Genomic DNA, 24,649 nt, shown 5'->3' with positions numbered 1-24,649 from the left:
GCAAACGCACGTGATCATGCACCCAAGGCAGCACTCAGAACGCCGTGCACTAGATGAGTGACCACAAAAAAACGCCGGGCAATGCCCGGCGTTTTTTCTATCTCATTGCAGTAATCACTCAGCCCAGCAGATGCGACACGCCGCTGCGCTCTTCTTCCAGCTCGGCCAGGGTCTTGTCGATGTACTTCTGGCTGAAGTCGTCGATCGGCAGATCCTTGACCAGGGTGTACTGGCCGTTCTCGGTCGTGACCGGGAAGCCGAAGATCACGCCTTCCGGAATACCGTAGGAGCCGTCGGACGGCACGCCCATGGTGACCCACTTGCCATTGCTGCCCAGCACCCAGTCACGCACGTGATCGATGGCGGCATTGGCAGCCGATGCGGCCGACGACAGCCCGCGCGCTTCGATGATCGCCGCGCCGCGCTTGCCCACGGTCGGGATGAAGGTGCCGGCGTTCCATTCCTGGTCGTTGATCGCATCGCCGATGGACGCGCCATCGGAGGTGGCGAAACGGTAATCCGGGTACATGGTCGGGCTGTGGTTGCCCCACACCACCAGCTTCTCGATGCCGCCAACCGGCTTGCCGAGCTTGAGCGAGAGCTGGCTCAGCGCACGGTTGTGGTCCAGGCGCAGCATGGCGGTGAAGTTCTTCGGGTTCAGATCCGGCGCCGACTTCATCGCGATGTAGGCATTGGTGTTGGCCGGGTTACCGACCACCAGCACCTTGACGTCACGCTTGGCGACCTTGTTCAGGGCAGCGCCCTGCGCGGTGAAGATCTTGGCGTTCTCCAGCAGCAGGTCCTTGCGCTCCATGCCCGGGCCGCGCGGACGCGCACCGACCAGCAGGGCGACGTCGATGTCCTTGAACGCCACTTCGGCGTCGTCGGTGCCGACCATACCGGCCAGCAGCGGGAACGCGCAGTCTTCCAGCTCCATCATCACGCCCTTGAGCGCGGCCTGGGCTTTTTCGTTGGACAGTTCCAGCAACTGCAGGATCACCGGCTGGTCCTTGCCCAGCATTTCGCCGGAGGCAATACGGAACAGCAGGGCATAGCCGATCTGGCCGGCAGCGCCGGTCACAGCAACACGAACGGGTGCTTTCATGGGGTGTTTCCTCTGCTAAAAAGCGTTGGTGGGGGTTGCGCGCTGGCGTGGCACGGGGCCTGGCGGCGCTTTGACAAGCGAACGGCCGCACGTGGCGGCCGTTCGGCGGGGTGAGATCAGGCGGCGAGGATCTTGTTCCACTCCGCAACGCGGTCGGCCTTGGCGGCCAGCACGGCGTCGGTGTCGCCTTCGATGGTGAGCGTGTTGATGGTGTCGCCCTGGGCAACGCTATCCACCACGTCCAGGCCCTGGGTGACCTTACCGAACACGGTGTGCTTGCCGTCCAGCCACGGGGTGGCGGTGTGGGTGATGAAGAACTGGCTGCCATTGGTGTTCGGGCCGGCATTGGCCATGGACAGCACGCCGCGCTCGTGGCCGACGCCATTGTTGGCCTCGTCTTCGAAACGATAGCCCGGGCCGCCGCGGCCGGAACCTTCCGGGCAACCGCCCTGGATCATGAAATCGGCGATGACGCGGTGGAAGCTCAGGCCGTTGTAGAAGCCGCGCTTGGCCAGATTGACGAAGTTGGCCACGGTCAGCGGTGCCTTCTCCGGATACAGCTCAACAACGATCGGGCCGCGGGACGTGTCGAAAGTGGCGATCAGGGACATGGAAATCCTTGCAGGTTCTGGGGTGATCAACAGCCCATTAGGATACACCCGGGCGCGTGGACGACTGCGCGGTTACGACCATGGTCCAAGGCCGTCGCCGGGTCGGGATTCGAGCCGCCATCACGCTGCCTGAATGGGCGATCTGAATCGACTTGCGCCAATCCGCAACGGCACGGCAACGAAACCGCTATAATGTCGGGCTTACCTCATCTCAAGACTGGCGCCAGACAGGGGCCCTTTCCGCATGTCTATCGAAAAACTCCGCAACATCGCCATCGTCGCGCACGTCGACCATGGCAAGACCACTCTCGTCGACTGCCTGCTGAAGCAGTCCGGCACCCTGTCCGAACGCACCGTGTTGGCTGAGCGCGTGATGGACAGCAACGATCAGGAAAAGGAACGTGGTATCACGATCCTGGCCAAGAACACCGCCATCACATGGAACGGCAACCGCATCAACATCGTCGACACCCCCGGACACGCCGACTTCGGTGGCGAAGTCGAGCGCGTGCTGTCGATGGTGGACTCGGTGCTGATCCTGGTCGACGCGATGGACGGCCCGATGCCGCAGACGCGCTTCGTGACTCAGAAGGCGTTCGCGATGGGCTTCAAGCCGATCGTGGTGGTCAACAAGATCGACCGTCCCGGCGCACGCCCGGACTGGGTGATCGACCAGGTGTTCGACCTGTTCGACAAGCTCGGCGCAACCGACGAGCAGCTGGACTTCCCGATCGTCTACACCTCGGCACTGAACGGCTACGCCAGCCTGGATTCCAACGTACGCGACGGCGACATGACCCCGCTGTACGAAGCGATCATGCAGCACGTCTCGGCACCGGACGTCGATCCGGACGGCCCGTTCCAGATGCGCATCAGCCAGCTGGACTACAACAACTTCGTCGGCGTGATCGGCATCGGCCGCATCCAGCGCGGCGTGCTGAAGAAGAACATGCCCGTCAGCGTGATCGACCGTGAAGGCAAGAAGCGTCAGGGCAAGGTGTTGCAGGTGCTGGGCTTCCTGGGCCTTGAGCGCATCGAGCAGGACACCGCCGAGGCCGGCGATATCGTCGCCATCTCCGGTGTGGCCGAGCTGACCATTTCCGACACCGTCTGTGCGCTCGACGCGCCGGAAGGCCTGCCGCCGCTGACCGTGGACGAGCCGACCATCTCGATGACCTTCCAGGTCAACAACTCGCCGTTCGCCGGCAACAAGGACCTGTCCGGTGGCAAGTTCCTGACCAGCCGCCAGCTGCGCGACCGTCTGGACCGCGAGAAGGTGCACAACGTTGCACTGAAGGTCGAAGAAGGCTCCGACGCCGACAAGTTCCTGGTCTCCGGCCGTGGCGAACTGCATCTGTCGGTGCTGATCGAAAACATGCGTCGTGAAGGCTACGAGCTGGCTGTGTCGCGTCCGGAAGTGATCATCAAGGAAATCGACGGCAAGCAGATGGAGCCGATCGAACAGCTGGTGGTGGACATCGAAGAACAGCACCAGGGCGGCGTGATGGAAAAGCTGGGCACCCGCAAGGGCCAGCTGAAGAACATGGAGCCGGATGGCAAGGGTCGCGTGCGTCTGGATTACATGATCCCGGCGCGTGGCCTGATCGGCTTCCAGAACGAGTTCCGCACCCTCACCCAGGGCTCGGGCCTGCTGTTCCACGTGTTCGACCATTACGGCCCGAAGGAACAGGGCGCCATCGCCAAGCGCCAGAACGGCGTGATGATTGCCAACGCACCGGGCGCAACGCCGGCCTATGCGCTGGGGCCGTTGGAAGAGCGTGGCCGCCTGTTCGCCGCTGAAGGCGACAACGTGTACGAAGGCCAGCTGATCGGTATCCACTCCAAGGACAACGATCTGACCGTCAACGCCATCAAGACCAAGCCGCTGACCAACATGCGCGCTTCGGGCAAGGACGACGCGATCAAGCTGACCCCGGCGATCAAGTACACGCTGGAACAGGCCCTGGACTTCATCGAGGACGACGAGCTGGTGGAAGTCACCCCGAAGGAAATCCGCCTGCGCAAGAAGTTCCTGACCGAAAGCGACCGTAAGCGCGCCGGCCGTTCGGGCTGATCGTTTAGGCCCACGGTCGTGAGCGACACGCCCTACAGCCCGGATCCGCGTGCGCATCCGGGGCTGCACCTGATCGCCTTGCTCGAGGCGGTCAAGGGCATGCTTGCGATCCTGGCGGCGACGGGCCTGGAAATTCTGGGCCCGCTCCCGCTGCAACATGCGGTCAGCACGCTGATTCGCCGTTTCAGTCTGGACCCCGACCACGGCGCACTGCCGTCGTTGCTCAAGACCATCAACCCCGACGCGGTGCATCTGGCCGCCGCCGCCATGCTGGCCTACGGCCTGCTGCATGTGGTGGAAGCATGGGGTCTGTGGCGTGCCAAGGCCTGGGCCTCCGTGCTCGGTTGCCTGTCTGCCGCCATCTATTTGCCATTCGATATCTACGCCATCGTCCGCCATCCCGGCTGGACCGCCTGGGGCGTGCTGGCGATCAACCTGATCGTGGTCGGCGTGCTGGCGCGCGACCTGGTGCGGCGCCGACGTCGCTGACGCCACCGCTCACTGCCCTACCCGTTCGACACATTGTCACCCCGCCGCAGCGCCGCTAGCCTGCGAAGCTGATCCCTGGGGAAACCGACGATGCGCACACCCATCCTGTCCCTGCTTTCCCTGGCCGCGTTGAGCGGCTGCGCCGTTGCTGCCGACAAGCCCGTTGTCGCCGACGCGGCCGTTCCGTCTGCGCCTGTCGAGGTGGTCGAAGCCGATATTGCGACCCTGCAGGCGCGCATGCAGGCCGGCCGGTCCAGCAGCGCCCAACTCACGCACGCCTACCTGCAGCGCATCGCCCGCATCGACCGCAGCGGACCAAGCCTAAATGCAGTGATCGAACTGAACCCGCAGGCCGAAGCCGACGCCGCCGCGCTGGATGCCGAACGTCGTGCCGGCCAGGTGCGCGGCCCGCTGCACGGCATCCCGCTCCTGCTCAAGGACAACATCGACGCGCTGCCCATGGTCAACAGCGCCGGCTCATTGGCGTTGGTCAGCTTCCGTCCCACACAGGATGCGTTCCTGGTGCAGCGCCTGCGCGCGGCGGGCGCGGTGATCTTGGGCAAGACCAACCTCAGCGAATGGGCCAATTTTCGCTCTACCCAATCCAGTTCGGGCTGGAGCGGCCGCGGCGGGCTGACTCGTAATCCGTACGCGCTGGACCGCAACCCATGCGGCTCCAGCGCCGGCACCGGCGCGGCGATTGCTGCCAGCCTGGCCGCGGCAGGCATCGGCACCGAGACCGATGGCAGCATCACCTGCCCGGCCGCAGTCAATGGCCTGGTCGGGCTCAAGCCCACGGTGGGCCTGGTCAGCCGTGACGGCATCATCCCCATCTCGGCCAGCCAGGACACCGCCGGGCCGATGACGCGCAGCGTTGCCGATGCGGCCGCGGTACTGCAGGCGATTGCCGCGCCCGATCCGCAGGATCCGGCCACGCGCACTGCGCCGTCGTCCACACCGAATTATCTCGCCCACCTCAAACCCGATGGCCTGCGCGGCGCGCGCCTGGGCCTGTTGCGCAATCCACTGCGCGAGGATCCCGCAATCGCCGCCGCGTTGGATCGCGCCGTACAGACGCTGCGCGCGGCAGGTGCCACGGTGATCGAAACCCGCCTGGCCACCGATGGACAGTGGGATGCCGCTGAGCAGACGGTCCTGTTGGTTGAATTCAAGGCCGGGTTGAATGCCTATCTGCGCAGCCACGCCGCGCCGGTCAAAGACCTGGATGCGCTGGTTGCCTTCAATCGCGCCAATGCGCAGCGCGAAATGCCCTACTTCGGCCAGGAATTGTTCGAGCAGGCCCAGGCTGCGCCTGGCCTGGAGGACCCGGCTTATCTGAGCGCGCGTGCCAGCGCCAGACGGCTCGCCGGCGAACAAGGCATCGACGCCGCACTGAAGGCCGACCGCCTGGACGCACTGATCGTCCCGACCACCGGCCCTGCCTGGGTCACCACGCTCGGCAAGGGCGACACGTTTCCCGGTGCCGGCTACGGCGCCGCGGCAGTGGCCGGATATCCCAGCCTGAGCGTGCCGATGGGGCAAACCCAGGGCTTGCCGCTCGGATTGCTGTTCATGGGCACTGCGTGGAGCGAGCCGCGCCTGATCGAACTAGGCTACGCCTACGAGCAACGCAGCCATGCGCGGTTTGCGCCCGGCTACGCGCCAAGCGCACCGCCGGCGACGACACCGGGCCCATCGCAACCGAAGACGGCCGACTGACCGCACCGCAAGGAAGCGTGGAGGCGATGCAGGCATCGACATCACGAACCAACATCACCAGGATGTCGCGCTACTTGCAGCCCAGGCAGCTGCGCACTGCCACCCATGTCGGTGCGCAGCATCGCGAACCGATTGGCCGCCAGCGCACACCGCCGCGGCCAAGCGGCTCAGCAGGCAGCGCTAGATCGACGCTGCAGGCTCGCCGTCTTCCGCTCCCGGCGAGCGCACGCTTTCCGGCGCGATCGGCTGCGGCGCACGGGACGCGGGCTTTTCTTCGCCGGTAATTTCGGCACGGATCCTGGGCAACGCGTAGGCGTGCTCGCGGGTCAGAAAATCGATCATGCGCTCGCGCACCAGGCAGCGCAGGTCGAACGCGTCGCCGGAATTGCGCGCGCTTACCAGCAGGCGCACCTGGATGGTGTTGTCGCTGGTATCGGTGATCTGGGTAACGCAGACACGCCCGTCCCATAGCGGTTCGCTGTGGCAGATACGCTCCAGCTCTGCGCGTACCGCGGCGATCGGCGTGCGGTAATCCAGCCACAGGAACGCGGTACCCAGCAGGTCGGCGCTGGCACGGGTCCAGTTCTGGAACGGGTTCTCGATGAACCAGGTCAGCGGCACCACCATGCGCCGCTCATCCCAGATGCGCACCACCACATAAGAGCTGCCGATCTCCTCGATCCGCCCCCATTCGCCTTCCACAATCACCACATCGTCCAGGCGGATCGGCTGCGTCAGCGCGATCTGCAAACCGGCGATCAGGTTGCCGAATACCGGCTTGGCGGCAATACCGGCCACCAGGCCGATGATGCCCGCCGAGGCCAATAACGTCTTGCCGATCTGGCGCACCTGCTCAAAGCCAAGCAGCACCACCGAGATACCGAGCAGGATCACTGCACCCATCACCACCCGGCTCAGCACGCGTGTCTGCGTCTGGATGCGTCGGGCGGTGAGGTTGTCGGCCACCTCGATCGGGTTGCTGCGCAGGATCGCCGCCTCGCCGGCAGCCACTGCGCGCACCAGCAGCCAGGTCACACAGCCGACGATGCCCACGTGCAACAGGTGCTGCACGGCGGCCAGCGCCTTTTCCGACAACGGCGTGGCTTCGGTGGCAACGCTGAGAAACAGCAGCGGCAGGATGAAGGCCGCCGGCAAGGTAATCACGCGGATGATGCGTGCGCGGCGATAGTCGCGGCCCTGCATGCGGCGGAACAGCCACAGCAGCAATGACCAGGCCACCAGCCCCGCCAGCAGTGCAGCACCTAGCGGGATGGCGTATTCGCGAATGACGTTCCAATCGGCAGTCAAACCGTTCCTCCTGTGGGGGGGGAAAGAGGGATGGCTGCAGGAGCATGCCGCAAGCGGCATGAGCATCACGTCATGCGCACGCGCGTCTAACCGCCCAGCGGCTGCGCTGCCACCTGTTGTTGCTTACGTACGATCGCCATGGCGATCTCCAGCGACTGCTCGTAATTCAGGCGCGGATCCACGCTGGACCGGTACGCACGTTCGAGGTCGCGTTCGGTCAGCTCACGCGCGCCACCGGTGCACTCGGTGACATCTTCGCCGGTCAATTCCAGATGCACCCCGCCCAAGCGCGTGCCTGCGGCGGCATGCAGGTCGAACGACAGTTCCACCTCGCTACGGATGTTGTCGAACCGCCGCGTCTTGTAGCCGTTGCCGGTGCTCTCGGTATTGCCATGCATCGCATCGCACACCCACAGCACGCGCCGGCCGTCGCGCTTGACCGCATCCAGCAGCGGCGGCAATTTCTCGGCAATCTGTGCGGCGCCCATGCGATGAATGAAGCTCAGGCGGCCTGGCTCATCTTCGGGATTGAGCACATCCATCAAACGCAGCAACTGATCCGGCTGCACCGACGGCCCCACCTTGATCGAGATCGGATTGCGCACGCCGCGCAGATATTCCACATGCGCGCCGTCCAGCGCCGCGGTGCGCATGCCGATCCACGGGTAATGCGTACTGAGGTTGAACCAACCCCATTGGCGCGGCACCTGCCGGGTCAGACCCTCTTCGTAGGGCAGCAGCAAAGCCTCGTGCGAGGTGTAGAAGTCGATGCGATTGAGGTTGTAGACCTCCGCTCCCGACAACGTCTCCATGAAGCGCACCGCATCGCCGATCGAGGACACCATCTTCTGGTAGTCGGCCGCCAGCGGCGAATAACCCACCCACTGCAGATTCCAGTATTCGGGATGATGCAGGTCAGCGAAGCCGCCATCGATCAGCGCCCGCACGAAATTCATCGTCATCGCCGAGCGCGAATGCGCGGTGATCATGCGGCGCGGATCGGGCACGCGCGCGGCCTCCGTGAAGGCTGGCGCATTGATTACATCGCCGCGGTAGCTCGGCAGCGTTACGCCATCGCGCGTCTCGGTATCGGCCGAACGCGGCTTGGCGTACTGGCCTGCAAACCGGCCCACCCGCACCACCGGCAGGCGCAAGCCATGCACCAGCACCAGGCTCATTTGCAGCAGCACCTTCAGGCGATTGGAGATGGTGCCCGATTCGCAATCGCTGAAGTTCTCCGCGCAGTCGCCGCCCTGCAGCAGGAAGCGCTTGCCCTCCTGCGCTTCGGCCAGCTGGCGCTTGAGCGCGAAGATTTCCCACGACGTCACCAACGGCGGCAATTGGCGCAGCTCATCGAGCGTGTGCTCAAGCGCCGCCGCGTCCGGATAAGTCGGCATCTGCAGCGCCGTGCGCTGGCGCCAGCTTTGCGGCGACCAGGCGTCCGGCTGGTGGTCGGTCGAGGGGGAAGAAGCGGACATCGTGTACTCCAGAAGATCGCAGACGCCGGCCGCAGCCGGACCCATCAGAACAACTTGCGCGGGCCGCGGTGCTTGAAGCCCGCATACAAGGCCCACAGGGCCAGGCCGACAAACCAGACCATGCTCCACATCGGCATGCTCAGCCCCAGAAAGCGCCAGTCGATATTGCCGCAGTCGCCGGTGCCGGTCAGCACCGTGCGGAACACTTCGAACGGGCCCATCGTTTCGCTCAGAAAACTCAGCGGCGGCCCACACGAGGACATCATGTCCTTGGGACGGATCTGCACCCACACATGCCGCGCCGCAATGCCCATGCCCACGCCGGCAGCAATGAAGGCCAGCACGCCATACGCCTTGCGCCCACCGGCCCCACGTGGGCCATGTAAGGCGCCCAGCAGGAACAGCAGGGCCAGTGCGGCGAACGCGATGCGCTGGAAAATGCACAGCGGGCAAGGCTCCAAGCCCAGATGCAGCTGCACGTAGATCGCATAGGCCAGCAAGCCGGCACAGGCCAGAAAGCCCAGCAGGAATTGCGCCCGAAAACCCCAACGGAATGGATTCATCGTTACCGCTTGCCAAGGACCAAGATGCGGATTATCTGCCATCCCCGGCCCGCTGACCACGCATGCTCGGGGCCGCTGCGTCAATCCGCACCGATGCTGCGCGTAACTGACACCTGCTTCGCTTGATTGCCTGCAACCGCGCGCCGCTTCGACCAGAGCAGCCTGGCGCAGGAACCGCTGGTGGCGACGCGCCGCAGCATCGCTACTGACGGGGGCGTCAGCCCGTTGATACAGGCGCTGGGGCATTACCAGAACACAGCTCTACAGCTGAAGTGAATGAGGTTATCGGCCCTCGCCGCTTAAGTCCTTTCGCATCCGCACCCGAGGCAAGCATGGCGTGCGCCGGTGGTGTGGGCAGCAGCGCCGGGTGCGCTTGAACAGGCCAGGACCGCATCGCTACTTCGATGGCAACAGCGCGCTCTTCAATGGCCGCAGTCCACGGTGGACGTTACCGACGTCCAGCTGCCGCCCCTTCCGCATACAAGCCAACACTGTCATCCCAGCGCCTGCAAGCCAGTACACACCTCACCGCTGGTCCACAACGAAAAAGCCCGGCATGGGCCGGGCTCCTTCAAGAATCTTTGCGACGAGACGATCCGATTACTCGGACACTTCCTCGGCGACGACCGGACGGTCGACCAGTTCCACATACGCCATCGGCGCATTGTCACCGGCACGGAAGCCAGCCTTCAGGATGCGCAGGTAGCCGCCGGGACGGGTCGCGTAACGCGGGCCCAGTTCGACAAACAGCTTGCCCACTGCTTCCTTGTCGCGCAGGCGGGCGAACGCCAGACGACGGTTTGCAACGCCATCGACCTTGCCGATGGTGATCAGCGGCTCGGCAACGCGACGCAGTTCCTTGGCCTTCGGCAAGGTGGTCTTGATCAGCTCGTGCTTGAACAGCGAGGCTGCCATGTTGCGGAACATGGCTTCGCGGTGCGCGCTGGTGCGGTTGAACTTACGACCGGATTTCTGGTGACGCATGAGTGTGATTTCCTATGGAATGTTGAGACTACTGAGAGACGTTGTCGCCATCCTGGCGCTGTTGAATGGACTGCGGTTGGTCCGAGCCGGCTGTCCTTGACCGGGTGTCACCGCGGGCTTTGGCCCGTCGATGTAAAAAAGCATGGGCGCCCGAAGACGCCCATGCGGTGTTGCATTAACCAAGCATGCCGTGCTGAGCGACACCGGCCGGCGGCCAGTTCTCCAGCTTCATACCCAGTGCAAGGCCGCGCTGTGCCAGCACTTCCTTGATTTCGGTCAGCGACTTCTTGCCCAGATTCGGGGTCTTGAGCAGCTCGACTTCGGTCTTCTGGATCAGATCGCCGATGTAGTAGATGCTCTCAGCCTTCAGGCAGTTGGCCGAACGCACGGTCAGCTCGAGGTCGTCGATCGGGCGCAGCAGCACCGGATCCACGCCGCTGGCAGCCGGCTTGGCCGCACCGCGATCGCGGTGGGTGAAATCGCCGAACACCGACAGCTGATCGCTGAGGATGTCGGCGGCGGTGCGCACGGCTTCCTCGGCATCGATCGTGCCGTTGGTTTCGATATCGATGACCAGCTTGTCGAGGTCGGTGCGCTGTTCAACGCGTGCAGCTTCCACGGCATAGGCAACGCGACGCACGGGCGAGAACGACGCATCCAGCATCAGACGACCGATGGTGCGGGTCTCTTCGTCCGGACGACGACGCGCGGCAGCCGGCTGATAGCCGAAACCACGCTCGATCTTCAGGCGCATGTTCAGCGCCGTGTCCTTGGTCAGGTGGCAGATCACGTGGTCGCCGTTGATGATCTCAACGTTGTGATCGGTCCTGATGTCGGCCGCAGTGACCGTACCCGGACCCTGCTTGGACAACGACAGCGTGGCGCTGTCACCACTGTGCATCCGGATTGCCACATCCTTCAGGTTAAGCAGGACGTCAAGCACGTCTTCCTGCAGCCCTTCGACCGTGGTGTACTCATGCAGCACGCCGTCGATCTCGACCTCGGTGATCGCAAAACCGGGGATCGACGACAACAGCACACGACGCAGGGCATTGCCCAGCGTGTGCCCGTAACCGCGCTCCAACGGCTCGATTACGACCTTTGCGCGGTTGTCGGTAAGACGTTCGATCTGCGGACCGCGGGGGCGCAGAACCTGGTTGGCGGTAACCGTCATGTTGCGGGGTCTCCTGCGAACCTCCGGCAGTGCCGGAGGCTCTCCAATGTGAATTACTTCGAATACAACTCGACGATCAGCGCTTCGTTGATATCCGAAGGCAGGTCGGCGCGATCCGGAACGGCCTTGAACACGCCGCTGAACTTCTTCGAATCGACTTCGACCCACGACGGTGTCATGTCGTGCTGCTCAGCCACGGTCAGGGCTTCCTGCACGCGGAGCTGCTTCTGTGCCTTTTCCGACAGCGTGATCGCATCGCCAGCCTTGATCTGGTACGAAGCCAGATTCACCGACTTGCCATTGACCAGCACGCCACGGTGCGACACCAGCTGGCGCGCGGCCGGACGGGTGACGGCAAAGCCCATGCGGTAGCAGACGTTGTCCAGACGGGTTTCCAGCAACTGCAGCAGGTTCTCGCCGGTGTTGCCCTTCTTGGTCGAGGCCTTCTTGTAGTAGTTGCGGAACTGACGCTCCAGCAACCCGTAAATGCGCTTGACCTTCTGCTTTTCACGCAGCTGGGTAGCGTAGTCGGAGAGCTTGCCCTTGCGAGCCGCGCCGTGCTGGCCGGGCTTCTGCTCAAGCTTGCACTTGGAGTCCAGCGCACGCGCCGGGCTCTTGAGGGAAAGGTCGGCGCCTTCACGGCGCGCGAGCTTACAGGTAGGACCGATATAACGAGCCATTTCTTATCGCTCCCTTTAGACGCGACGCTTCTTCGGCGGACGGCACCCGTTGTGCGGGATTGGCGTCACGTCGATGATGTTGGTGATCTTGTAGCCCACGTTGTTCAACGAACGCACGGCCGACTCACGGCCCGGACCCGGACCCTTGATACGCACTTCCAGCGACTTCACGCCGTAGTCGAGCGCAGCGCGGCCAGCCTTTTCGGCGGCAACCTGAGCAGCGAACGGGGTCGATTTGCGCGAACCACGGAAACCGGCGCCGCCGGACGTAGCCCACGACAGCGCATTACCCTGGCGATCGGTGATGGTGACGATGGTGTTGTTGAACGAAGCGTGGACGTGAGCGACGCCGTCAGTGATGACGCGCTTGATCTTCTTCTTCGTTTTCTTTTCTGCTGGCTTTGCCATGATCTATCCCTTACTTCCTGATCGCCTTGCGCGGACCCTTACGGGTGCGGGCGTTGGTACGGGTACGCTGACCACGCAGCGGGAGACCACGGCGATGACGCAGACCGCGATAGCAGCCCAGATCCATCAGTCGCTTGATCGCGATACCGATTTCGCGGCGCAGGTCGCCTTCGACGACATACTTGCCGACTTCGGCGCGCAGGCGCTCGATTTCGGGTTCGGACAGGTCACGAATCTTCGTGGTCGAGGTGACGCCTGCGGATTCGCAGAGCTTCTTAGAACGGGTACGGCCGATGCCGTAGATGCTTTGCAACCCGACCCAGACGTGCTTCTGGGCTGGCAGGTTGACGCCTGCAATACGCGCCATGACGCGATTCTCCAACTGAGTGATGGCCCGACAGCGCCCAGGCGCCATCCGGCAGGATGGATCAAAAGTGAACTCGGAATTGTAGCAAGGCCTCGGATTGCTTTGAAGCCCGTGGAACCAAAAGTTCCATGGACCCGGCGTGGGGAGTGTGCCCTCGCTCCGGCGCCGGACGGTGTTGATCCAGAAAACTGCTCCGAATCGCCTGTGCTACTCCCGCACAGGACCACCCCGTCACACCCGCGCGCGAGACGTCGCGCGAGCCGCCCTTCTGATCGGAAGATCGTGGCCCGGGAACCAGGCCGTCTTCACGTAATGAAGAACTAGTGTACCACTTAACCGCGCGCCAGACCGCCGCGCGAGCCGCCCTTGAGGTTGGCCTTCTTCAGCAGGCTCTCATACTGGTGCGACATCAGATGCGCCTGGATCTGCGCAATGAAGTCCATCACCACCACCACCGCAATCAACAGCGAGGTGCCACCGAAGTGGAACGAGGTGCCGAGCTGCGTGCGCATGATTTCCGGCAGCAGGCAGACGATCACCAGGTACAGCGAACCGGCGGCAGTCAGGCGGGTCAGCACGCCGTCGACATAGTCGGCGGTGGCCTTGCCTGGCCGGATACCCGGAATCAACGCACCCGACTTCTTGAGGTTGTCGGCGGTTTCCTGCGAATTGAAGACCAGCGCGGTATAGAAGAATGCGAAACCAATAATCAGCGCCGCAAACACCAGCATATGCACCGGTTCGCCAGGGCCCAGGGCGTTGGCGATGCGCTGCAGCCACGAACCCACGCCACTGCCGGAGGCAGCCTGGCCCGACCACATCGACAGCGTGGCGGGGAACGCCAGGATGCTGGATGCGAAGATCGGCGGAATCACGCCGGCCATGTTGAGCTTGAGCGGCAGGAACGAGGTCTGATTCATGTACGCGTTACGACCACCCTGGCGACGCGCATAGTTCACCGTAATGCGCCGCTGCCCACGCTCGACGAACACCACGAACAGCGTAAATGCCAGGATCGTAATGACGATCAGCAGCAGCGAAATGAAGCTCAGGTTGCCTTCGCGGAACGCTTCGACGGTCTGGATCGCCGCCGACGGCAGACCGGCTACGATGCCGGCGAAGATGATCAGCGACACACCGTTACCGATGCCGCGCTCGGTGACCTGCTCGCCAACCCACATCAGGAAGATAGTGCCAGCGGTCAGCGCAATCACTGCGGTGAGCACAAAGCCCATGCCCGGGGCGTACACCACCGGAGCGCCACCCGGAGCGGTCTGGTTCTGCAGCGCGAGCGCGATACTGCCGCCCTGCACCACTGCCAGAAGCACCGCGCCGATGCGCGAATATTGGGTGATCTTGCGTCGGCCCGACTCGCCTTCCTTCTGCATCGCCTTCAGGGCGGGAAAGATGTGGGTGGCCAACTGGATCACGATCGATGCCGAAATGTATGGCATCACGTTCAGCGCAAAAATGCTGAAACGGTGCAGGGCGCCGCCCGAGAACATGTTGAACATGTCCACGATGCCGCCACCCTGCGCCTGCATCAACGAAAGCATGGCATCGGGATTGACGCCAGGCACCGGCACATAGCAGCCGATGCGATAGACGATCAATGCCCCGAGGACGAACAACAGCCGCTGGCGAAGTTCCGTGAACTTGCCAAGCCCGCCACCGAGGTTACCAATGCCAGCCTGCGCCATCTGCCGATTACTCCTCTACGCTGCCGCCGGCAGCTTCGATTGCTGCCTTGGCGCCTGCGGTTGCCGCAACGCCCTTCAGCACGAACTTCTTGCTCAGCTCGCCCTTCAGCACGATCTTCGCCTTCTTGGCACGGCTCGGGACCAGATTGGCCGCGCGCAGTGCTGCGAAGTCGACATCACCGGCATCCAGCTTGTCCAACTGGTACGACAACACTTCAGCAGTGTCGCGCGCCATCTTGGAGCGGAAGCCGATCTTCGGCAGACGACGCTGCATCGGGGTCTGGCCGCCTTCGAAACCGGCCTTGATCTTGCCGCCGCCCTTACGAGCGAACGAACCCTTGTGACCGCGACCAGCGGTCTTGCCCAGGCCGGAACCGATGCCGCGACCGACGCGGGTGCGTTCGGTACGGGCGCCGTCGGCGGGCTTGAGGTCATTGAGACGCAAAGTCATGGGATTACTCCTCAACCTGGACGAGGTAGTGAACCGTGTTGATCAGGCCGCGAACCTGCGGGCTGTCCTTCAGTTCACGCACATCGTTGAGCTTATTCAGGCCCAGGGCACGCACCGACAGGCGGTGACGCGACTGGGTTCCACGCAGGCCACGCACCAGGCGCACCTTCACGGTCTTATTGGTGTCCTTAGCCATGGTTGAGCTCCTCCACCTTCTTGCCGCGCTTGGCCGCAACACGCGCCGGCGACTGCACTTCCGACAGACCCTTCAGGGTTGCACGGACCAGGTTGATCGGATTACGCGAACCAACCGCCTTGGCCAGCACGTTCTTGACGCCGACCGCTTCCAACACAGCGCGCATGGCGCCGCCTGCGATGACGCCCGTACCTTCCGACGCCGGCTGCATGTAGACGCGAGCTGCGCCGTGACCGGACTTGACGGCATGCCACAAGGTGCCGTTATTCAGATCAACCGTGGCCAGGTTCTTGCGCGCCTGCTCCATCGACTTCTGGATAGCGACCGGCACTTCGCGCGCCTTGCCATAACCAAAACCGACCTTGCCCAGACCATCGCCGACCACGGTGAGCGCAGTGAAGGTGAACTGGCGACCGCCCTTGACGGTCTTGCTGACGCGGTTGACCGCGACCAGCTTCTCGATCATGCCGTCGTCGACTTTCTCTTCGCGGTTACGGTCGCGATCACGACCCCGCGGTGCACGTTCTTCTGCCATCTTGATTCCTTGAGTGATTAAGTATGTACGGCTCGAGGCCGCTTATGGTTGTGGAATACAGCGGTGTTCCCGGCGCCATTGCAGAAGAATGGGACGGCCCAGCAGACCCTGCCGGCGGTGGACGTGGAGACGACGCAAGGCCGCCTCCACAGCAGTGCTTTAGAACTGCAGGCCGCCTTCGCGGGCTGCATCGGCAAGCGCCTTGATGCGGCCGTGGTAACGGTAGCCCGAGCGGTCGAATGCGACCTTCTCGATGCCGGCAGCCTTGGCGCGCTCGGCGATCAGCTTGCCAACCTTGACGGCGGCTTCGCTGTTCTTGCCATTCTTCAAGCCGTCCTTGACGTCGGCCTGCAGGGTGTTCGCGGCTGCGATCACCTTGGAACCGTCGGCAGTGAAGACCTGCGCATACAGGTGCTGACCGGTGCGCAGCACCGACAGACGGGCGACGCCCAGTTCGCGGATGTGCGCGCGGGTGGACTTGGCGCGACGCAGACGGGCAATGTTCTTGTTGATGCTCATGGTTTAATCCTATGAAAGCTGAAGGAAACAGGCTTCGGCACGAACCCGACCACGCATGGCCGGACCCGAAGAACGACCTGCATTAAGCCTTCTTGGCTTCCTTGCGAATGATGACTTCACCGGCGTACTTCACACCCTTGCCCTTATAGGGCTCCGGCGGACGGAAACCGCGGATCTTGGCGGCGACTTCGCCGACGCGCTGCTTGTCGGCGCCCTGGACCAGGATTTCGGTCTGGGTCGGGGTCGACAGCGTGATGCCTTCCGGCGCCACGAACACCAACGGGTGCGAGAAGCCGAGCGCCAGGCTCAGATCCTTGCCCTGCATGGCGGCACGATAACCGACGCCCACCAGCTCGAGCTTGCGCTCGAAACCTTCGGAAACGCCCTTGATCATGTTGGCGAGGATCGCGCGCACGGTGCCGGTGATGGCGATCTGCGACGGATCATTGGCCGACAGGGTTGCAACGTCGCCGTCGATGGCGATTTCAACGCCGACCGGCTTCTGCAGGGTCAGAGTGCCCTTCGGGCCCTTGACACTGATCAGCTCGGGCTGGACGTTGAGCTCAACACCCTTCGGAAGGGACACAGGCTTCTTGGCTACACGGGACATGTTCGATTCCTTCCCTTAGGCCACGAAGCACAGGACTTCACCACCAACGCCGGCTTCGCGAGCCTGCGCATCGGTCATGATGCCCTTCGACGTGGAGATGATGGCGATACCCAGGCCACCCAGGACCTTGGGCAGTTCGGTCTTGCCACGGTACTGGCGCAGACCCGAGCGCGAAAAACGCTTCAGGGTCTCGATGACCGGACGGCCTTCGAAATACTTCAGCACGATTTCCAGCTCCGACTTGTTGTTCTCGGTCGCTGTCACGCGCAGGTCGGTGATGTAACCCTCGTCCTTCAGGACTTGGGCGATCGCAACCTTGATCTTGGATGACGGCAATTTCACCGTCTGCTTACCAACCGCGGCCGCATTCTTGATGCGAACCAGCAGGTCGGCGATGGGATCAGTCATGCTCATATGAGTACCTTTGAGTGCACCGATATCCGCTTTCGCGAAAATCTTGTGTTTTCCTGGGGATGGGCCAGGACCCTTGAACGCTTCACCCACCCTCACGGGCAAGACAGAAGCGGAAGTATACGACAAAAGAGCCCGACTTGCGTCGGACTCCCTTGTTGAACAAAACAAACCTGTTCCAACCGGCCGCGAGCGGCCGAACTGTGATTACCAGCTGGCCTTGCGCAGACCCGGAACGTCACCGTTCATGGTTGCCTTGCGCAGCATGTTGCGACCCAGACCGAACTTGCGGTAGACACCGCGCGGACGACCGGACAGCTCGCAACGGTTGCGGTGGCGGCTCGGCGACGAATCGCGCGGCAGCTTCTGCAACTTGGTCGACGCATCGATCTTCTCTTCGTAGGACGCATCCTGACTGGAGAGGATCTTCTTCAGCGCATCACGCTTGCCGGCGAACTTCTTTGCCAGCTTTGCCCGCTTGATGTCGCGGTGGATCATGGAGGTCTTTGCCATTTCGGATGTCCTCGACGGTCAGTTACGGAACGGGAACTTGAACGCTGCCAGCAGCGCCTTCGCTTCCGCATCCGTCTTGGCGGTGGTGGTGATGGCGATATCCATACCGCGAATCGCGTCGACGGCGTCGAAGTCGATTTCCGGGAAGATGATCTGTTCCTTCACACCCATGTTGAAATTGCCACGACCGTCAAAGGAGCGGCCCGACACACCACGGAAGTCGCGCACGCGCGGCAACGAGATGTTGATCAGACGGTCCAGAAACTCGTACATCTTGGCGCGACGCAACGTGGTCTTGCAGCCGATCGGCCAACCGTCGCGGATCTTGAACGATGCGACCGAAACGCGCGACTTGGTGACCACCGGCTTTTGACCGGAAATCTTGGACATGTCGGCGACCGCATTTTCCAGGATCTTCTTGTTGGTTGCTGCTTCGCCCACGCCCATGTTGAGCGTGACCTTGACCAGCTTCGGCACTTCCATCGGATTGGTGTAGCCGAATTCCTTCATCAGGGCCGGCACCACGTTTTCCTTGTAAAACTTTTCGAGACGAGTGTTCATGATCTCATTCCTCAGGCGTCGAGCGCCTCACCGCTGGAGCGGAACACACGCAATTTGCGTCCATCCTCCAGCACCTTGAAGCCAACGCGCTCGCCCTTGCCCGTTGCCGGGTTGACGATATTGACGTTGGAGATATGGATCGACGCTTCACGCTCGACCACGCCGCCGGCGACACCCGCCTGCGGGTTCGGCTTGGTATGGCGCTTGATGACGTTGGCGTTGGAGACGATCACGCGATCGCCCTCCACACGCACCACTTCACCCTGCTTACCCTTGTCCTTGCCAGTGTTGATGACGACCTGGTCGCCCTTCTTGATACGGTTAGCCATGTGTATGTCCTCCGCTCACAGCACTTCGGGAGCGAGCGAGACGATCTTCATGAACTTCTCGGAACGCAGCTCGCGCGTCACCGGCCCGAAGATGCGGGTCCCGATCGGCTCCTGCTTGTTGTTCAACAGCACAGCGGCATTGCCGTCGAAGCGGATCAGCGAGCCGTCGGGACGGCGCACACCCTTGCGGGTACGCACCACGACGGCGTCGTAGACTTCGCCTTTCTTGACCTTGCCACGCGGGATGGCGTCCTTGACGGTCACCTTGATGATGTCACCGATGTGTGCGTAGCGGCGCTTAGAGCCGCCCAGCACCTTGATGCACATCACTTCCTTGGCACCCGAATTGTCGGCCACATCGAGGTAGCTCTGCATCTGGATCATGATTCAGATCTCCCTTAGACGGCCGCACGGGTGACGATTTCGACCACCCGCCAGTTCTTGGTCTTGGACATTGGCGCAATTTCAGTCACGCGCACGACATCGCCTTCGTTGCAGGCATTGTCGGCGTCGTGTGCGTGCAGCTTGGACGAGCGCTTGATGTACTTACCGTACAACGGGTGCTTGACCTGGCGCTCCACCAACACGGTGACCGTCTTGTCCATCTTGTTGCTGACGACACGGCCTTCGACCGTGCGCAGCGTTTGCTTTTCGTTGTTGTCGCTCATCGCGGCCATCCTTACTGGGTGCTGCCGAGCAGGTGCTTGACGCGAGCAATTTCGCGGCGCACCCGGCGGGTTTCGTGGGTCTTCGGCAGCTGGCCGGTAACCTGCTGCATGCGGAGCGAGAATTGCTCCTTACGCAGATCGGTCAGGTGGGCCTTCAGTTCGTCAGCCGACTTCTCGCGGAGTTGTTTGATATCCATCAGCGCACCGTCCGGGTCACGAAAGTGGTGGTCACCGAAAGCTTCGCGGCGGCAAGGCGGAACGCCTCACGTGCGATGTCTTCAGGAATACCCTCGATTTCATAGATCATGCGGCCCGGCTGAATCTGCGCGACCCAGTACTCCACGTTGCCCTTACCGGAGCCCATGCGGACTTCGATCGGCTTCTTGGTGATCGGCTTGTCGGGGAACACACGGATCCACATCTTGCCGCCCTTTTTGACGTGGCGGCTGATCGTACGGCGGGCGGCTTCGATCTGACGCGCGGTCAGCTGACCGTGCGCAGTGGCCTTGAGGCCGTATTCGCCGAAGCTGACGGCGTTTCCGCTCCATGCCAGGCCGTCATTGCGGCCCTTGTGCATCTTGCGATATTTGGTTCGCTTGGGTTGCAACATTGCCGTTACCTCGCTTCACGAGCCGGGCGCGAAGGACGGTCACCACGGTCGCCGCGATCGTTACGATCGTTGCGCGGGCTGTCGTCCTGCTTCTCCTGGCCAACCTGGGAGAAGTCAAAGACCTCGCCCTTATAGATCCAGACCTTGATGCCGATGATGCCGTACGTCGTGGACGCCTCGGCAAAACCGTAATCGATGTCGGCACGTAGCGTGTGCAGCGGCACGCGGCCTTCGCGGTACCACTCCGAACGGGCAATTTCTGCACCGTTGAGGCGGCCAGCCACATTGACCTTGATGCCCAGGGCACCCAGGCGCATCGCATTACCGACCGAGCGCTTCATTGCACGGCGGAACATGATGCGACGCTCCAGCTGCTGCGCGATCGACTCAGCGACCAGCTGCGCGTCCAGCTCCGGCTTGCGCACTTCGGTGACGTTGATGTGGGCGGGAACGCCCATCATCTCGCTCACTTCCTTACGCAGCTTTTCGATGTCCTCACCACGCTTGCCGATCACCACGCCCGGACGGGCAGTGTGGATGGTCACGCGGGCGGTTTTGGCAGGGCGCTCGATCAAGATCTTGCTGATGCCTGCCTGCGCGAGCTTCTTGCGCAGCATTTCACGCACTTTCAGGTCGGCAGCCAGATAAGCGGCGAAGTCGGCCTTGCTTGCGTACCACTTGGAATTCCAGTCCTTGGCGATGCCGAGGCGGATTCCAGTCGGATGAACTTTATGACCCATGGTCTTTTCCTTTCCGCTTACTTGGCGGCGCCCACAACCACAGTGATGTGGCTGGTGCGCTTGAGGATGCGGGTACCGCGGCCTTTCGCCCGCGCCATGAAACGCTTCAGGGAGGGACCTTCATCAACCATGATGGTCTTGACCTTCAGCTCGTCGACATCCGCGCCCTGATTGTTTTCGGCATTGGCAATTGCCGACTCCACGACCTTTTTGATCAGGTGTGCAGCCTTTTTGTCCGAAAACTTCAGCAGATTGACCGCACGTTCGGCGGACAGTCCACGCACCTGGTCAGCGACCAGGCGGGCCTTCTGCGGGGAGATGCGCGCGGTGCGCAGGATTGCTTTCGCTTCCATCGTCATCTCTCCTTACCTGCTCGACTTCTTGTCGCCACCGTGACCCTTGAAGGTCCGGGTGACGGCAAATTCGCCGAGCTTGTGGCCGACCATATTCTCGTTGACGAGCACCGGAATATGGTTCTTACCGTTATGCACGGCGATGGTGATGCCTACCATTTCCGGCAGGATCATCGAACGGCGCGACCAGGTCTTGATCGGCTTCTTGCTACCCGCAGCGGACTCCACCTTCTTTGCAAGGTGGTGATCGACGAACGGGCCCTTCTTAAGTGAACGTGCCATGGTCGATTAGCCCCTACGATCGCGGACGATGAATTGCTGGGTGCGCTTGTTCTTGCGCGTCTTGTAACCCTTGGTCGGAACACCCCACGGGGTGACCGGATGCGGATTACCCTGGCCAGCCTTGGCCTCACCACCACCGTGCGGGTGATCGACCGGGTTCATGGCGGCACCGCGAACGGTCGGGCGAACACCGCGCCAACGCTTGGCGCCGGCCTTGCCCAGCTTCTCGAGGTTGTGCTCGTCGTTGCCGACTTCGCCGATGGTGGCGCGGCACTCGACCGGCACCTTGCGCATTTCGCCCGAGCGCAGGCGCAGCGTGGCATAGATGCCTTCGCGAGCGACCAGCTGGACGGCTGCACCGGCTGCGCGTGCGATCTGAGCGCCCTTACCCGGCTTCAGCTCGATACCGTGTACCGTCGTACCGACCGGGATGTTGCGCAGCGGCAGCGTGTTACCGGTCTTGATCGGTGCGTTGGCACCGGCGATGACCTGGTCACCCGCCTTCAGGCCCTTGGGGGCGATGATGTAGCGGCGCTCGCCGTCGACATAGCACAGCAGGGCGATATGAGCGGTACGGTTCGGATCGTATTCAATCCGTTCCACACGCGCCGGAATGCCTTCCTTGTTGCGCTTGAAGTCGATGATGCGGTAATGCTGCTTGTGACCACCACCGACGTGACGCACGGTGATACGGCCATGGTGGTTACGACCACCGGACTTGCTCTGCGAGTCGAGCAGTGCCGCATGCGGCGCGCCCTTGTGCAGATCGGGAGTAACCACGCGCACGGCGGAACGACGGCCGGGAGAGGTGGGTTTGAACTTCATCAATGGCATGGGTTGGACCTCAGGCCTTGGCCGTTACGTCGATGGACTGACCATCAACCAGGCGGACGTATGCCTTGCGCCAATTGCCACGGCTGCCAGCACGGTTACGGAAGGACTTGCTCTTACCCTTCACATTGACCACGTTGACCGCTTTGACCTTGACGTCGAACAGCTGCTCAACCGCGGCCTTTACATCGGCTTTGGTGGCTTCGTTCGAAACTTCGAAGACATACTGGTTGGAGATTTCCTGCAGGCGCGCGGTCTTTTCGGAGACTCGCGGAGCACGCAGCACGCTGAAGATTTTTTCGTTGCTGCTCATGCCAGCCACTCCTCGACCTTCTTGACCGCGTCAGCGGTGATCACGACCGTGTCGGCCCCGACCAGAGCGACCGGATCCAGACCCTGCACATCACGCACCTGCACATACGGCAGATTGCGGGCGGACAGATACAGGTGCTCGGAGGCTTCTTCGGTGACGATCAGCGGGCGCTTGCCCACATCCATCCCCTTCAGCTTCTCGATCAGACCCTTGGTCTTGGTTGCTTCGATGTCGAACGAGTCGACGATCATCAGACGACCCTGACGGTTCAGCTCGGAGAAGATCGCGCAGATGGCCGCACGGTACATCTTGCGGTTGACCTTCTGCTCGAAGCTGCGCGGCTTGGCCGCAAAGGTCACGCCGCCGCCGACGAAGATCGGAGCCGTCAGCGCGCCATGACGCGCACCGCCGCCCTTCTGCTTCTTCGACTTCTTGGTCGTGCCCGCAACTTCCGAACGCGTCTTCTGTGCCTTGGTGCCGGCGCGGCCGGCATTGCGATAAGCGACGACAACCTGGTGAACCAGATCTTCGCTGAATTCGCGACCGAACACGGCATCGGAGACCGAGACCTTGTTGTTGCTACCCGTGATAACGAGTTCCATCGTCATCTCTCCTTATGCCTTGCTCGCCGGACGGACGATCACGTCACCACCAGCTGCGCCAGGCACGGCGCCGCGGATGGCAATCAGACCACGTTCGACGTCGACCTTGACCACTTCCAGGTTCTGCGTGCTTTGCTGCACGGCGCCCATGTGGCCCGACATCTTCTTACCCGGGAAAACGCGACCCGGGGTCTGGCGCTGACCCAACGAACCCGGCGCGCGATGCGACAGCGAGTTACCGTGAGTTGCATCGCCCATACGGAAGTTGTAGCGCTTGATGGTGCCCTGGAAACCCTTACCCTTGGTGACGCCCTGGACGTCGACCTTCTGGCCGACCTCAAAGATGTCCGCCTTGATTTCGCCGCCGACGGCGAAATCGCCGAGCTGCGCATCCTCAACGCGGAATTCCCACAGGCCGCGACCCGCTTCCACCTTCGCCTTGGCGAAGTGACCAGCAGCCGGCTTGTTAACCAGCGCGGCGCGACGGGCACCAACGGTAATCTGCACGGCGCTGTAGCCGTCAACTTCGACGGTCTTGATCTGCGCGATGCGGTTCGGAGTTGCTTCGATCAGCGTGACCGGTACCGAGCGGCCGTCTTCAGTGAAGACGCGGCTCATACCAGCCTTGCGGCCCACGAAGCCCAACGAATATTTCTTCGTCATGGTCGTAGTCCTCAGGTCAGCTTGATCTGGACGTCGACGCCAGCCGCAAGTTCGAGCTTCATCAGCGCGTCCACGGTCTTGTCGTTCGGGTCGACGATATCGAGCACACGCTTGTGCGTGCGGGTTTCGTATTGGTCACGCGCATCCTTGTCGGCATGCGGGGATACGAGGATGGTGTAACGTTCGATCTTGGTCGGCAACGGGATCGGGCCACGCACTTGCGCGCCGGTCCGCTTGGCCGTTTCGACGATCTCGCTGGCCGAACGGTCGATCAAACGATGATCGAACGCCTTCAGCCGAATCCGGATCTTTTGGTCCGCCATGACGGTGGGTTCCTTCGTTAAAAGAGCGACGGGCAAGGCCTCTGGGATACCTGCCCCGATATTCCTGCGTAGATGAAATCGCCGTGCATCCTGCCGACGAGGGCACTTCCTCCGCCCAAAAACTGGGGCAGGCCGGTAAACCGGTCTGCCCAGACGGAAAAGTATAATGCGCAACAAGAGCACGGTCAACAACGTGAGTTGCTGAGTGCTCCATGCGACGCGACCTTCCCGGTCTGGCGAACACGAGCGGCATCCTGCCGTTCTTTTCGCTGTAACTCAGCGCCCTACCCAGGAACGCCGAGCCGCGCATTATAGCCACGTGATTTGGCCCGCGCAAGCCTTGCAGGCTCAATTCCCGCAACGCGCCCCGCTCCACCGGACAATAAAAAAGGGCCGGCTTGCACCGACCCTTCTCTCTACTTTTCGGCGACCGAAGTCACCGGATTGCAGGCACTTACTTGACGATCTTGGCAACCACG

General features: G+C 62.5%; 35 protein-coding genes. 3 read left to right on the top strand and 32 right to left on the bottom strand.

What is annotated here, in order from left to right; all coding sequences use genetic code 11:
• Positions 1 to 118 precede the first annotated feature (118 nt).
• A complete protein-coding gene (locus QRM89_RS01905) occupies positions 119 to 1,105 on the bottom strand; it encodes a malate dehydrogenase (protein ID WP_011036142.1) in 987 nt (328 codons plus the stop codon).
• A gap of 116 nt (positions 1,106 to 1,221) precedes the next feature.
• Positions 1,222 to 1,716, bottom strand: a complete 495-nt coding sequence (locus QRM89_RS01900; RefSeq protein WP_010368631.1) for a peptidylprolyl isomerase — start codon at positions 1,714 to 1,716, stop codon at positions 1,222 to 1,224.
• A 244-nt stretch (positions 1,717 to 1,960) separates the two neighbouring features.
• Here QRM89_RS01900 and typA point away from each other — a divergent pair, with 244 nt between their 5' ends.
• From typA to QRM89_RS01885, 3 genes are all read left to right on the top strand, one after another.
• Positions 1,961 to 3,790, top strand: coding sequence for a translational GTPase TypA (typA, locus tag QRM89_RS01895; protein ID WP_011036140.1), 1,830 nt, complete (start codon positions 1,961 to 1,963; stop codon positions 3,788 to 3,790).
• Between the two features lie 69 nt (positions 3,791 to 3,859).
• Complete coding sequence (locus tag QRM89_RS01890; RefSeq protein ID WP_029629030.1) at positions 3,860 to 4,279, top strand: DUF2127 domain-containing protein; 420 nt, start codon at positions 3,860 to 3,862, stop codon at positions 4,277 to 4,279.
• Positions 4,280 to 4,369: 90 nt separating this feature from the next.
• The gene (locus QRM89_RS01885; protein ID WP_285447153.1) at positions 4,370 to 5,998 is read left to right on the top strand and encodes an amidase; all 1,629 of its coding nucleotides are present in this window, start codon (positions 4,370 to 4,372) and stop codon (positions 5,996 to 5,998) included.
• A gap of 180 nt (positions 5,999 to 6,178) precedes the next feature.
• On the opposite strand, the gene QRM89_RS01880 is transcribed toward QRM89_RS01885, so the two are convergent.
• From QRM89_RS01880 to rpsJ, 30 genes are all read right to left on the bottom strand, one after another.
• Complete coding sequence (locus QRM89_RS01880; protein WP_042596265.1) at positions 6,179 to 7,306, bottom strand: mechanosensitive ion channel domain-containing protein; 1,128 nt, start codon at positions 7,304 to 7,306, stop codon at positions 6,179 to 6,181.
• An 86-nt stretch (positions 7,307 to 7,392) separates the two neighbouring features.
• Complete coding sequence (locus QRM89_RS01875; RefSeq protein WP_285447152.1) at positions 7,393 to 8,784, bottom strand: 3-deoxy-7-phosphoheptulonate synthase class II; 1,392 nt, start codon at positions 8,782 to 8,784, stop codon at positions 7,393 to 7,395.
• A gap of 44 nt (positions 8,785 to 8,828) precedes the next feature.
• Positions 8,829 to 9,347 carry a disulfide bond formation protein B gene (locus QRM89_RS01870; RefSeq protein WP_014506823.1) on the bottom strand — a complete coding sequence of 173 codons (519 nt, stop codon included), beginning with the start codon at positions 9,345 to 9,347 and terminating at the stop codon, positions 8,829 to 8,831.
• Between the two features lie 600 nt (positions 9,348 to 9,947).
• Entirely contained in the window at positions 9,948 to 10,331 is a 384-nt protein-coding gene (gene rplQ / locus QRM89_RS01865) for a 50S ribosomal protein L17 (protein WP_011036134.1), read from the bottom strand.
• Between the two features lie 175 nt (positions 10,332 to 10,506).
• Positions 10,507 to 11,505, bottom strand: coding sequence for a DNA-directed RNA polymerase subunit alpha (gene rpoA / locus QRM89_RS01860; RefSeq protein ID WP_002811635.1), 999 nt, complete (start codon positions 11,503 to 11,505; stop codon positions 10,507 to 10,509).
• Between the two features lie 53 nt (positions 11,506 to 11,558).
• Complete coding sequence (gene rpsD, locus QRM89_RS01855; protein WP_002811641.1) at positions 11,559 to 12,185, bottom strand: 30S ribosomal protein S4; 627 nt, start codon at positions 12,183 to 12,185, stop codon at positions 11,559 to 11,561.
• Positions 12,186 to 12,200: 15 nt separating this feature from the next.
• Positions 12,201 to 12,593 (bottom strand): 30S ribosomal protein S11, encoded by a 393-nt coding sequence (gene rpsK / locus QRM89_RS01850; protein ID WP_003486671.1) that lies wholly within the window; start codon positions 12,591 to 12,593, stop codon positions 12,201 to 12,203.
• Between the two features lie 10 nt (positions 12,594 to 12,603).
• Complete coding sequence (gene rpsM / locus QRM89_RS01845; protein WP_003486672.1) at positions 12,604 to 12,960, bottom strand: 30S ribosomal protein S13; 357 nt, start codon at positions 12,958 to 12,960, stop codon at positions 12,604 to 12,606.
• Between the two features lie 332 nt (positions 12,961 to 13,292).
• Positions 13,293 to 14,660 (bottom strand): preprotein translocase subunit SecY, encoded by a 1,368-nt coding sequence (gene secY / locus QRM89_RS01840; protein WP_014506822.1) that lies wholly within the window; start codon positions 14,658 to 14,660, stop codon positions 13,293 to 13,295.
• A gap of 7 nt (positions 14,661 to 14,667) precedes the next feature.
• Entirely contained in the window at positions 14,668 to 15,111 is a 444-nt protein-coding gene (gene rplO, locus QRM89_RS01835) for a 50S ribosomal protein L15 (protein WP_003486676.1), read from the bottom strand.
• A 4-nt stretch (positions 15,112 to 15,115) separates the two neighbouring features.
• Positions 15,116 to 15,307 carry a 50S ribosomal protein L30 gene (rpmD, locus tag QRM89_RS01830; RefSeq protein WP_031339952.1) on the bottom strand — a complete coding sequence of 64 codons (192 nt, stop codon included), beginning with the start codon at positions 15,305 to 15,307 and terminating at the stop codon, positions 15,116 to 15,118.
• On the bottom strand, positions 15,300 to 15,842 hold the full coding sequence (gene rpsE, locus QRM89_RS01825; RefSeq protein WP_003486682.1) for a 30S ribosomal protein S5: 543 nt from the start codon (positions 15,840 to 15,842) through the stop codon (positions 15,300 to 15,302). The genes rpmD and rpsE overlap by 8 nt, the downstream gene beginning before the upstream one ends.
• 159 nt (positions 15,843 to 16,001) lie before the next feature.
• Positions 16,002 to 16,361, bottom strand: a complete 360-nt coding sequence (gene rplR, locus QRM89_RS01820; protein WP_076056378.1) for a 50S ribosomal protein L18 — start codon at positions 16,359 to 16,361, stop codon at positions 16,002 to 16,004.
• A gap of 82 nt (positions 16,362 to 16,443) precedes the next feature.
• Positions 16,444 to 16,971 (bottom strand): 50S ribosomal protein L6, encoded by a 528-nt coding sequence (gene rplF, locus QRM89_RS01815; RefSeq protein ID WP_011036130.1) that lies wholly within the window; start codon positions 16,969 to 16,971, stop codon positions 16,444 to 16,446.
• Between the two features lie 15 nt (positions 16,972 to 16,986).
• A complete protein-coding gene (gene rpsH, locus QRM89_RS01810) occupies positions 16,987 to 17,385 on the bottom strand; it encodes a 30S ribosomal protein S8 (RefSeq protein WP_010371096.1) in 399 nt (132 codons plus the stop codon).
• A 204-nt stretch (positions 17,386 to 17,589) separates the two neighbouring features.
• On the bottom strand, positions 17,590 to 17,895 hold the full coding sequence (gene rpsN / locus QRM89_RS01805) for a 30S ribosomal protein S14 (protein WP_005917137.1): 306 nt from the start codon (positions 17,893 to 17,895) through the stop codon (positions 17,590 to 17,592).
• 18 nt (positions 17,896 to 17,913) lie between these two features.
• Positions 17,914 to 18,456 carry a 50S ribosomal protein L5 gene (gene rplE / locus QRM89_RS01800; protein ID WP_010371090.1) on the bottom strand — a complete coding sequence of 181 codons (543 nt, stop codon included), beginning with the start codon at positions 18,454 to 18,456 and terminating at the stop codon, positions 17,914 to 17,916.
• An 11-nt stretch (positions 18,457 to 18,467) separates the two neighbouring features.
• Positions 18,468 to 18,785 carry a 50S ribosomal protein L24 gene (rplX, locus tag QRM89_RS01795; RefSeq protein WP_008571669.1) on the bottom strand — a complete coding sequence of 106 codons (318 nt, stop codon included), beginning with the start codon at positions 18,783 to 18,785 and terminating at the stop codon, positions 18,468 to 18,470.
• A gap of 15 nt (positions 18,786 to 18,800) precedes the next feature.
• Complete coding sequence (gene rplN / locus QRM89_RS01790; RefSeq protein WP_003486699.1) at positions 18,801 to 19,169, bottom strand: 50S ribosomal protein L14; 369 nt, start codon at positions 19,167 to 19,169, stop codon at positions 18,801 to 18,803.
• Positions 19,170 to 19,183: 14 nt separating this feature from the next.
• Positions 19,184 to 19,453: a 30S ribosomal protein S17 gene (rpsQ, locus tag QRM89_RS01785; protein ID WP_011036129.1), complete on the bottom strand. Its 270-nt coding sequence runs from the start codon at positions 19,451 to 19,453 to the stop codon at positions 19,184 to 19,186.
• Between the two features lie 11 nt (positions 19,454 to 19,464).
• Positions 19,465 to 19,650 carry a 50S ribosomal protein L29 gene (rpmC, locus tag QRM89_RS01780; protein ID WP_011036128.1) on the bottom strand — a complete coding sequence of 62 codons (186 nt, stop codon included), beginning with the start codon at positions 19,648 to 19,650 and terminating at the stop codon, positions 19,465 to 19,467.
• A complete protein-coding gene (rplP, locus tag QRM89_RS01775; protein ID WP_011036127.1) occupies positions 19,650 to 20,063 on the bottom strand; it encodes a 50S ribosomal protein L16 in 414 nt (137 codons plus the stop codon). The genes rpmC and rplP overlap by 1 nt, the downstream gene beginning before the upstream one ends.
• A gap of 5 nt (positions 20,064 to 20,068) precedes the next feature.
• A complete protein-coding gene (gene rpsC / locus QRM89_RS01770) occupies positions 20,069 to 20,803 on the bottom strand; it encodes a 30S ribosomal protein S3 (protein WP_011036126.1) in 735 nt (244 codons plus the stop codon).
• Positions 20,804 to 20,820: 17 nt separating this feature from the next.
• Complete coding sequence (rplV, locus tag QRM89_RS01765) at positions 20,821 to 21,156, bottom strand: 50S ribosomal protein L22 (protein ID WP_003486710.1); 336 nt, start codon at positions 21,154 to 21,156, stop codon at positions 20,821 to 20,823.
• Between the two features lie 12 nt (positions 21,157 to 21,168).
• Positions 21,169 to 21,438, bottom strand: a complete 270-nt coding sequence (gene rpsS / locus QRM89_RS01760; protein WP_005993369.1) for a 30S ribosomal protein S19 — start codon at positions 21,436 to 21,438, stop codon at positions 21,169 to 21,171.
• Between the two features lie 6 nt (positions 21,439 to 21,444).
• Positions 21,445 to 22,272: a 50S ribosomal protein L2 gene (gene rplB / locus QRM89_RS01755; protein ID WP_003486715.1), complete on the bottom strand. Its 828-nt coding sequence runs from the start codon at positions 22,270 to 22,272 to the stop codon at positions 21,445 to 21,447.
• Positions 22,273 to 22,282: 10 nt separating this feature from the next.
• Positions 22,283 to 22,582 (bottom strand): 50S ribosomal protein L23, encoded by a 300-nt coding sequence (gene rplW, locus QRM89_RS01750; protein ID WP_002811694.1) that lies wholly within the window; start codon positions 22,580 to 22,582, stop codon positions 22,283 to 22,285.
• Positions 22,579 to 23,184: a 50S ribosomal protein L4 gene (gene rplD / locus QRM89_RS01745; RefSeq protein ID WP_011036124.1), complete on the bottom strand. Its 606-nt coding sequence runs from the start codon at positions 23,182 to 23,184 to the stop codon at positions 22,579 to 22,581. Before rplD ends, rplW begins: the two co-directional genes overlap by 4 nt.
• Before the next feature lie 12 nt (positions 23,185 to 23,196).
• Positions 23,197 to 23,847, bottom strand: a complete 651-nt coding sequence (gene rplC / locus QRM89_RS01740) for a 50S ribosomal protein L3 (RefSeq protein ID WP_011036123.1) — start codon at positions 23,845 to 23,847, stop codon at positions 23,197 to 23,199.
• Positions 23,848 to 23,858: 11 nt separating this feature from the next.
• The gene (gene rpsJ / locus QRM89_RS01735) at positions 23,859 to 24,170 is read right to left on the bottom strand and encodes a 30S ribosomal protein S10 (RefSeq protein WP_011036122.1); all 312 of its coding nucleotides are present in this window, start codon (positions 24,168 to 24,170) and stop codon (positions 23,859 to 23,861) included.
• Positions 24,171 to 24,649 lie beyond the last annotated feature (479 nt).

Origin of the sequence: Xanthomonas sp. LMC-A-07, from assembly GCF_030208825.1 — a bacterium.
Taxonomy (GTDB): Bacteria; Pseudomonadota; Gammaproteobacteria; order Xanthomonadales; family Xanthomonadaceae; genus Xanthomonas; species Xanthomonas campestris.
This window is presented reverse-complemented; position numbering and strand designations above follow the sequence as displayed.

What these genes read in the sequence shown, in the direction of transcription:
- QRM89_RS01905 (WP_011036142.1), bottom strand. Translation starts at nt 1,105, where the DNA reads ATGAAAGCACCCGTTCGTGTTGCTGTGACCGGCGCTGCCGGCCAGATC.
- QRM89_RS01900 (WP_010368631.1), bottom strand. Translation starts at nt 1,716, where the DNA reads ATGTCCCTGATCGCCACTTTCGACACGTCCCGCGGCCCGATCGTTGTT.
- typA (WP_011036140.1), top strand. Translation starts at nt 1,961, where the DNA reads ATGTCTATCGAAAAACTCCGCAACATCGCCATCGTCGCGCACGTCGAC.
- QRM89_RS01885 (WP_285447153.1), top strand. Translation starts at nt 4,370, where the DNA reads ATGCGCACACCCATCCTGTCCCTGCTTTCCCTGGCCGCGTTGAGCGGC.
- QRM89_RS01875 (WP_285447152.1), bottom strand. Translation starts at nt 8,784, where the DNA reads ATGTCCGCTTCTTCCCCCTCGACCGACCACCAGCCGGACGCCTGGTCG.
- QRM89_RS01870 (WP_014506823.1), bottom strand. Translation starts at nt 9,347, where the DNA reads ATGAATCCATTCCGTTGGGGTTTTCGGGCGCAATTCCTGCTGGGCTTT.
- rplQ (WP_011036134.1), bottom strand. Translation starts at nt 10,331, where the DNA reads ATGCGTCACCAGAAATCCGGTCGTAAGTTCAACCGCACCAGCGCGCAC.
- rpoA (WP_002811635.1), bottom strand. Translation starts at nt 11,505, where the DNA reads ATGACGGTTACCGCCAACCAGGTTCTGCGCCCCCGCGGTCCGCAGATC.
- rpsD (WP_002811641.1), bottom strand. Translation starts at nt 12,185, where the DNA reads ATGGCTCGTTATATCGGTCCTACCTGTAAGCTCGCGCGCCGTGAAGGC.
- rpsK (WP_003486671.1), bottom strand. Translation starts at nt 12,593, where the DNA reads ATGGCAAAGCCAGCAGAAAAGAAAACGAAGAAGAAGATCAAGCGCGTC.
- rpsM (WP_003486672.1), bottom strand. Translation starts at nt 12,960, where the DNA reads ATGGCGCGTATTGCAGGCGTCAACCTGCCAGCCCAGAAGCACGTCTGG.
- secY (WP_014506822.1), bottom strand. Translation starts at nt 14,660, where the DNA reads ATGGCGCAGGCTGGCATTGGTAACCTCGGTGGCGGGCTTGGCAAGTTC.
- rplO (WP_003486676.1), bottom strand. Translation starts at nt 15,111, where the DNA reads ATGACTTTGCGTCTCAATGACCTCAAGCCCGCCGACGGCGCCCGTACC.
- rpmD (WP_031339952.1), bottom strand. Translation starts at nt 15,307, where the DNA reads ATGGCTAAGGACACCAATAAGACCGTGAAGGTGCGCCTGGTGCGTGGC.
- rpsE (WP_003486682.1), bottom strand. Translation starts at nt 15,842, where the DNA reads ATGGCAGAAGAACGTGCACCGCGGGGTCGTGATCGCGACCGTAACCGC.
- rplR (WP_076056378.1), bottom strand. Translation starts at nt 16,361, where the DNA reads ATGAGCATCAACAAGAACATTGCCCGTCTGCGTCGCGCCAAGTCCACC.
- rplF (WP_011036130.1), bottom strand. Translation starts at nt 16,971, where the DNA reads ATGTCCCGTGTAGCCAAGAAGCCTGTGTCCCTTCCGAAGGGTGTTGAG.
- rpsH (WP_010371096.1), bottom strand. Translation starts at nt 17,385, where the DNA reads ATGAGCATGACTGATCCCATCGCCGACCTGCTGGTTCGCATCAAGAAT.
- rpsN (WP_005917137.1), bottom strand. Translation starts at nt 17,895, where the DNA reads ATGGCAAAGACCTCCATGATCCACCGCGACATCAAGCGGGCAAAGCTG.
- rplE (WP_010371090.1), bottom strand. Translation starts at nt 18,456, where the DNA reads ATGAACACTCGTCTCGAAAAGTTTTACAAGGAAAACGTGGTGCCGGCC.
- rplX (WP_008571669.1), bottom strand. Translation starts at nt 18,785, where the DNA reads ATGGCTAACCGTATCAAGAAGGGCGACCAGGTCGTCATCAACACTGGC.
- rplN (WP_003486699.1), bottom strand. Translation starts at nt 19,169, where the DNA reads ATGATCCAGATGCAGAGCTACCTCGATGTGGCCGACAATTCGGGTGCC.
- rpsQ (WP_011036129.1), bottom strand. Translation starts at nt 19,453, where the DNA reads ATGAGCGACAACAACGAAAAGCAAACGCTGCGCACGGTCGAAGGCCGT.
- rpmC (WP_011036128.1), bottom strand. Translation starts at nt 19,650, where the DNA reads ATGGATATCAAACAACTCCGCGAGAAGTCGGCTGACGAACTGAAGGCC.
- rplP (WP_011036127.1), bottom strand. Translation starts at nt 20,063, where the DNA reads ATGTTGCAACCCAAGCGAACCAAATATCGCAAGATGCACAAGGGCCGC.
- rpsC (WP_011036126.1), bottom strand. Translation starts at nt 20,803, where the DNA reads ATGGGTCATAAAGTTCATCCGACTGGAATCCGCCTCGGCATCGCCAAG.
- rplV (WP_003486710.1), bottom strand. Translation starts at nt 21,156, where the DNA reads ATGGAAGCGAAAGCAATCCTGCGCACCGCGCGCATCTCCCCGCAGAAG.
- rpsS (WP_005993369.1), bottom strand. Translation starts at nt 21,438, where the DNA reads ATGGCACGTTCACTTAAGAAGGGCCCGTTCGTCGATCACCACCTTGCA.
- rplB (WP_003486715.1), bottom strand. Translation starts at nt 22,272, where the DNA reads ATGCCATTGATGAAGTTCAAACCCACCTCTCCCGGCCGTCGTTCCGCC.
- rplW (WP_002811694.1), bottom strand. Translation starts at nt 22,582, where the DNA reads ATGAGCAGCAACGAAAAAATCTTCAGCGTGCTGCGTGCTCCGCGAGTC.
- rplD (WP_011036124.1), bottom strand. Translation starts at nt 23,184, where the DNA reads ATGGAACTCGTTATCACGGGTAGCAACAACAAGGTCTCGGTCTCCGAT.
- rplC (WP_011036123.1), bottom strand. Translation starts at nt 23,847, where the DNA reads ATGACGAAGAAATATTCGTTGGGCTTCGTGGGCCGCAAGGCTGGTATG.
- rpsJ (WP_011036122.1), bottom strand. Translation starts at nt 24,170, where the DNA reads ATGGCGGACCAAAAGATCCGGATTCGGCTGAAGGCGTTCGATCATCGT.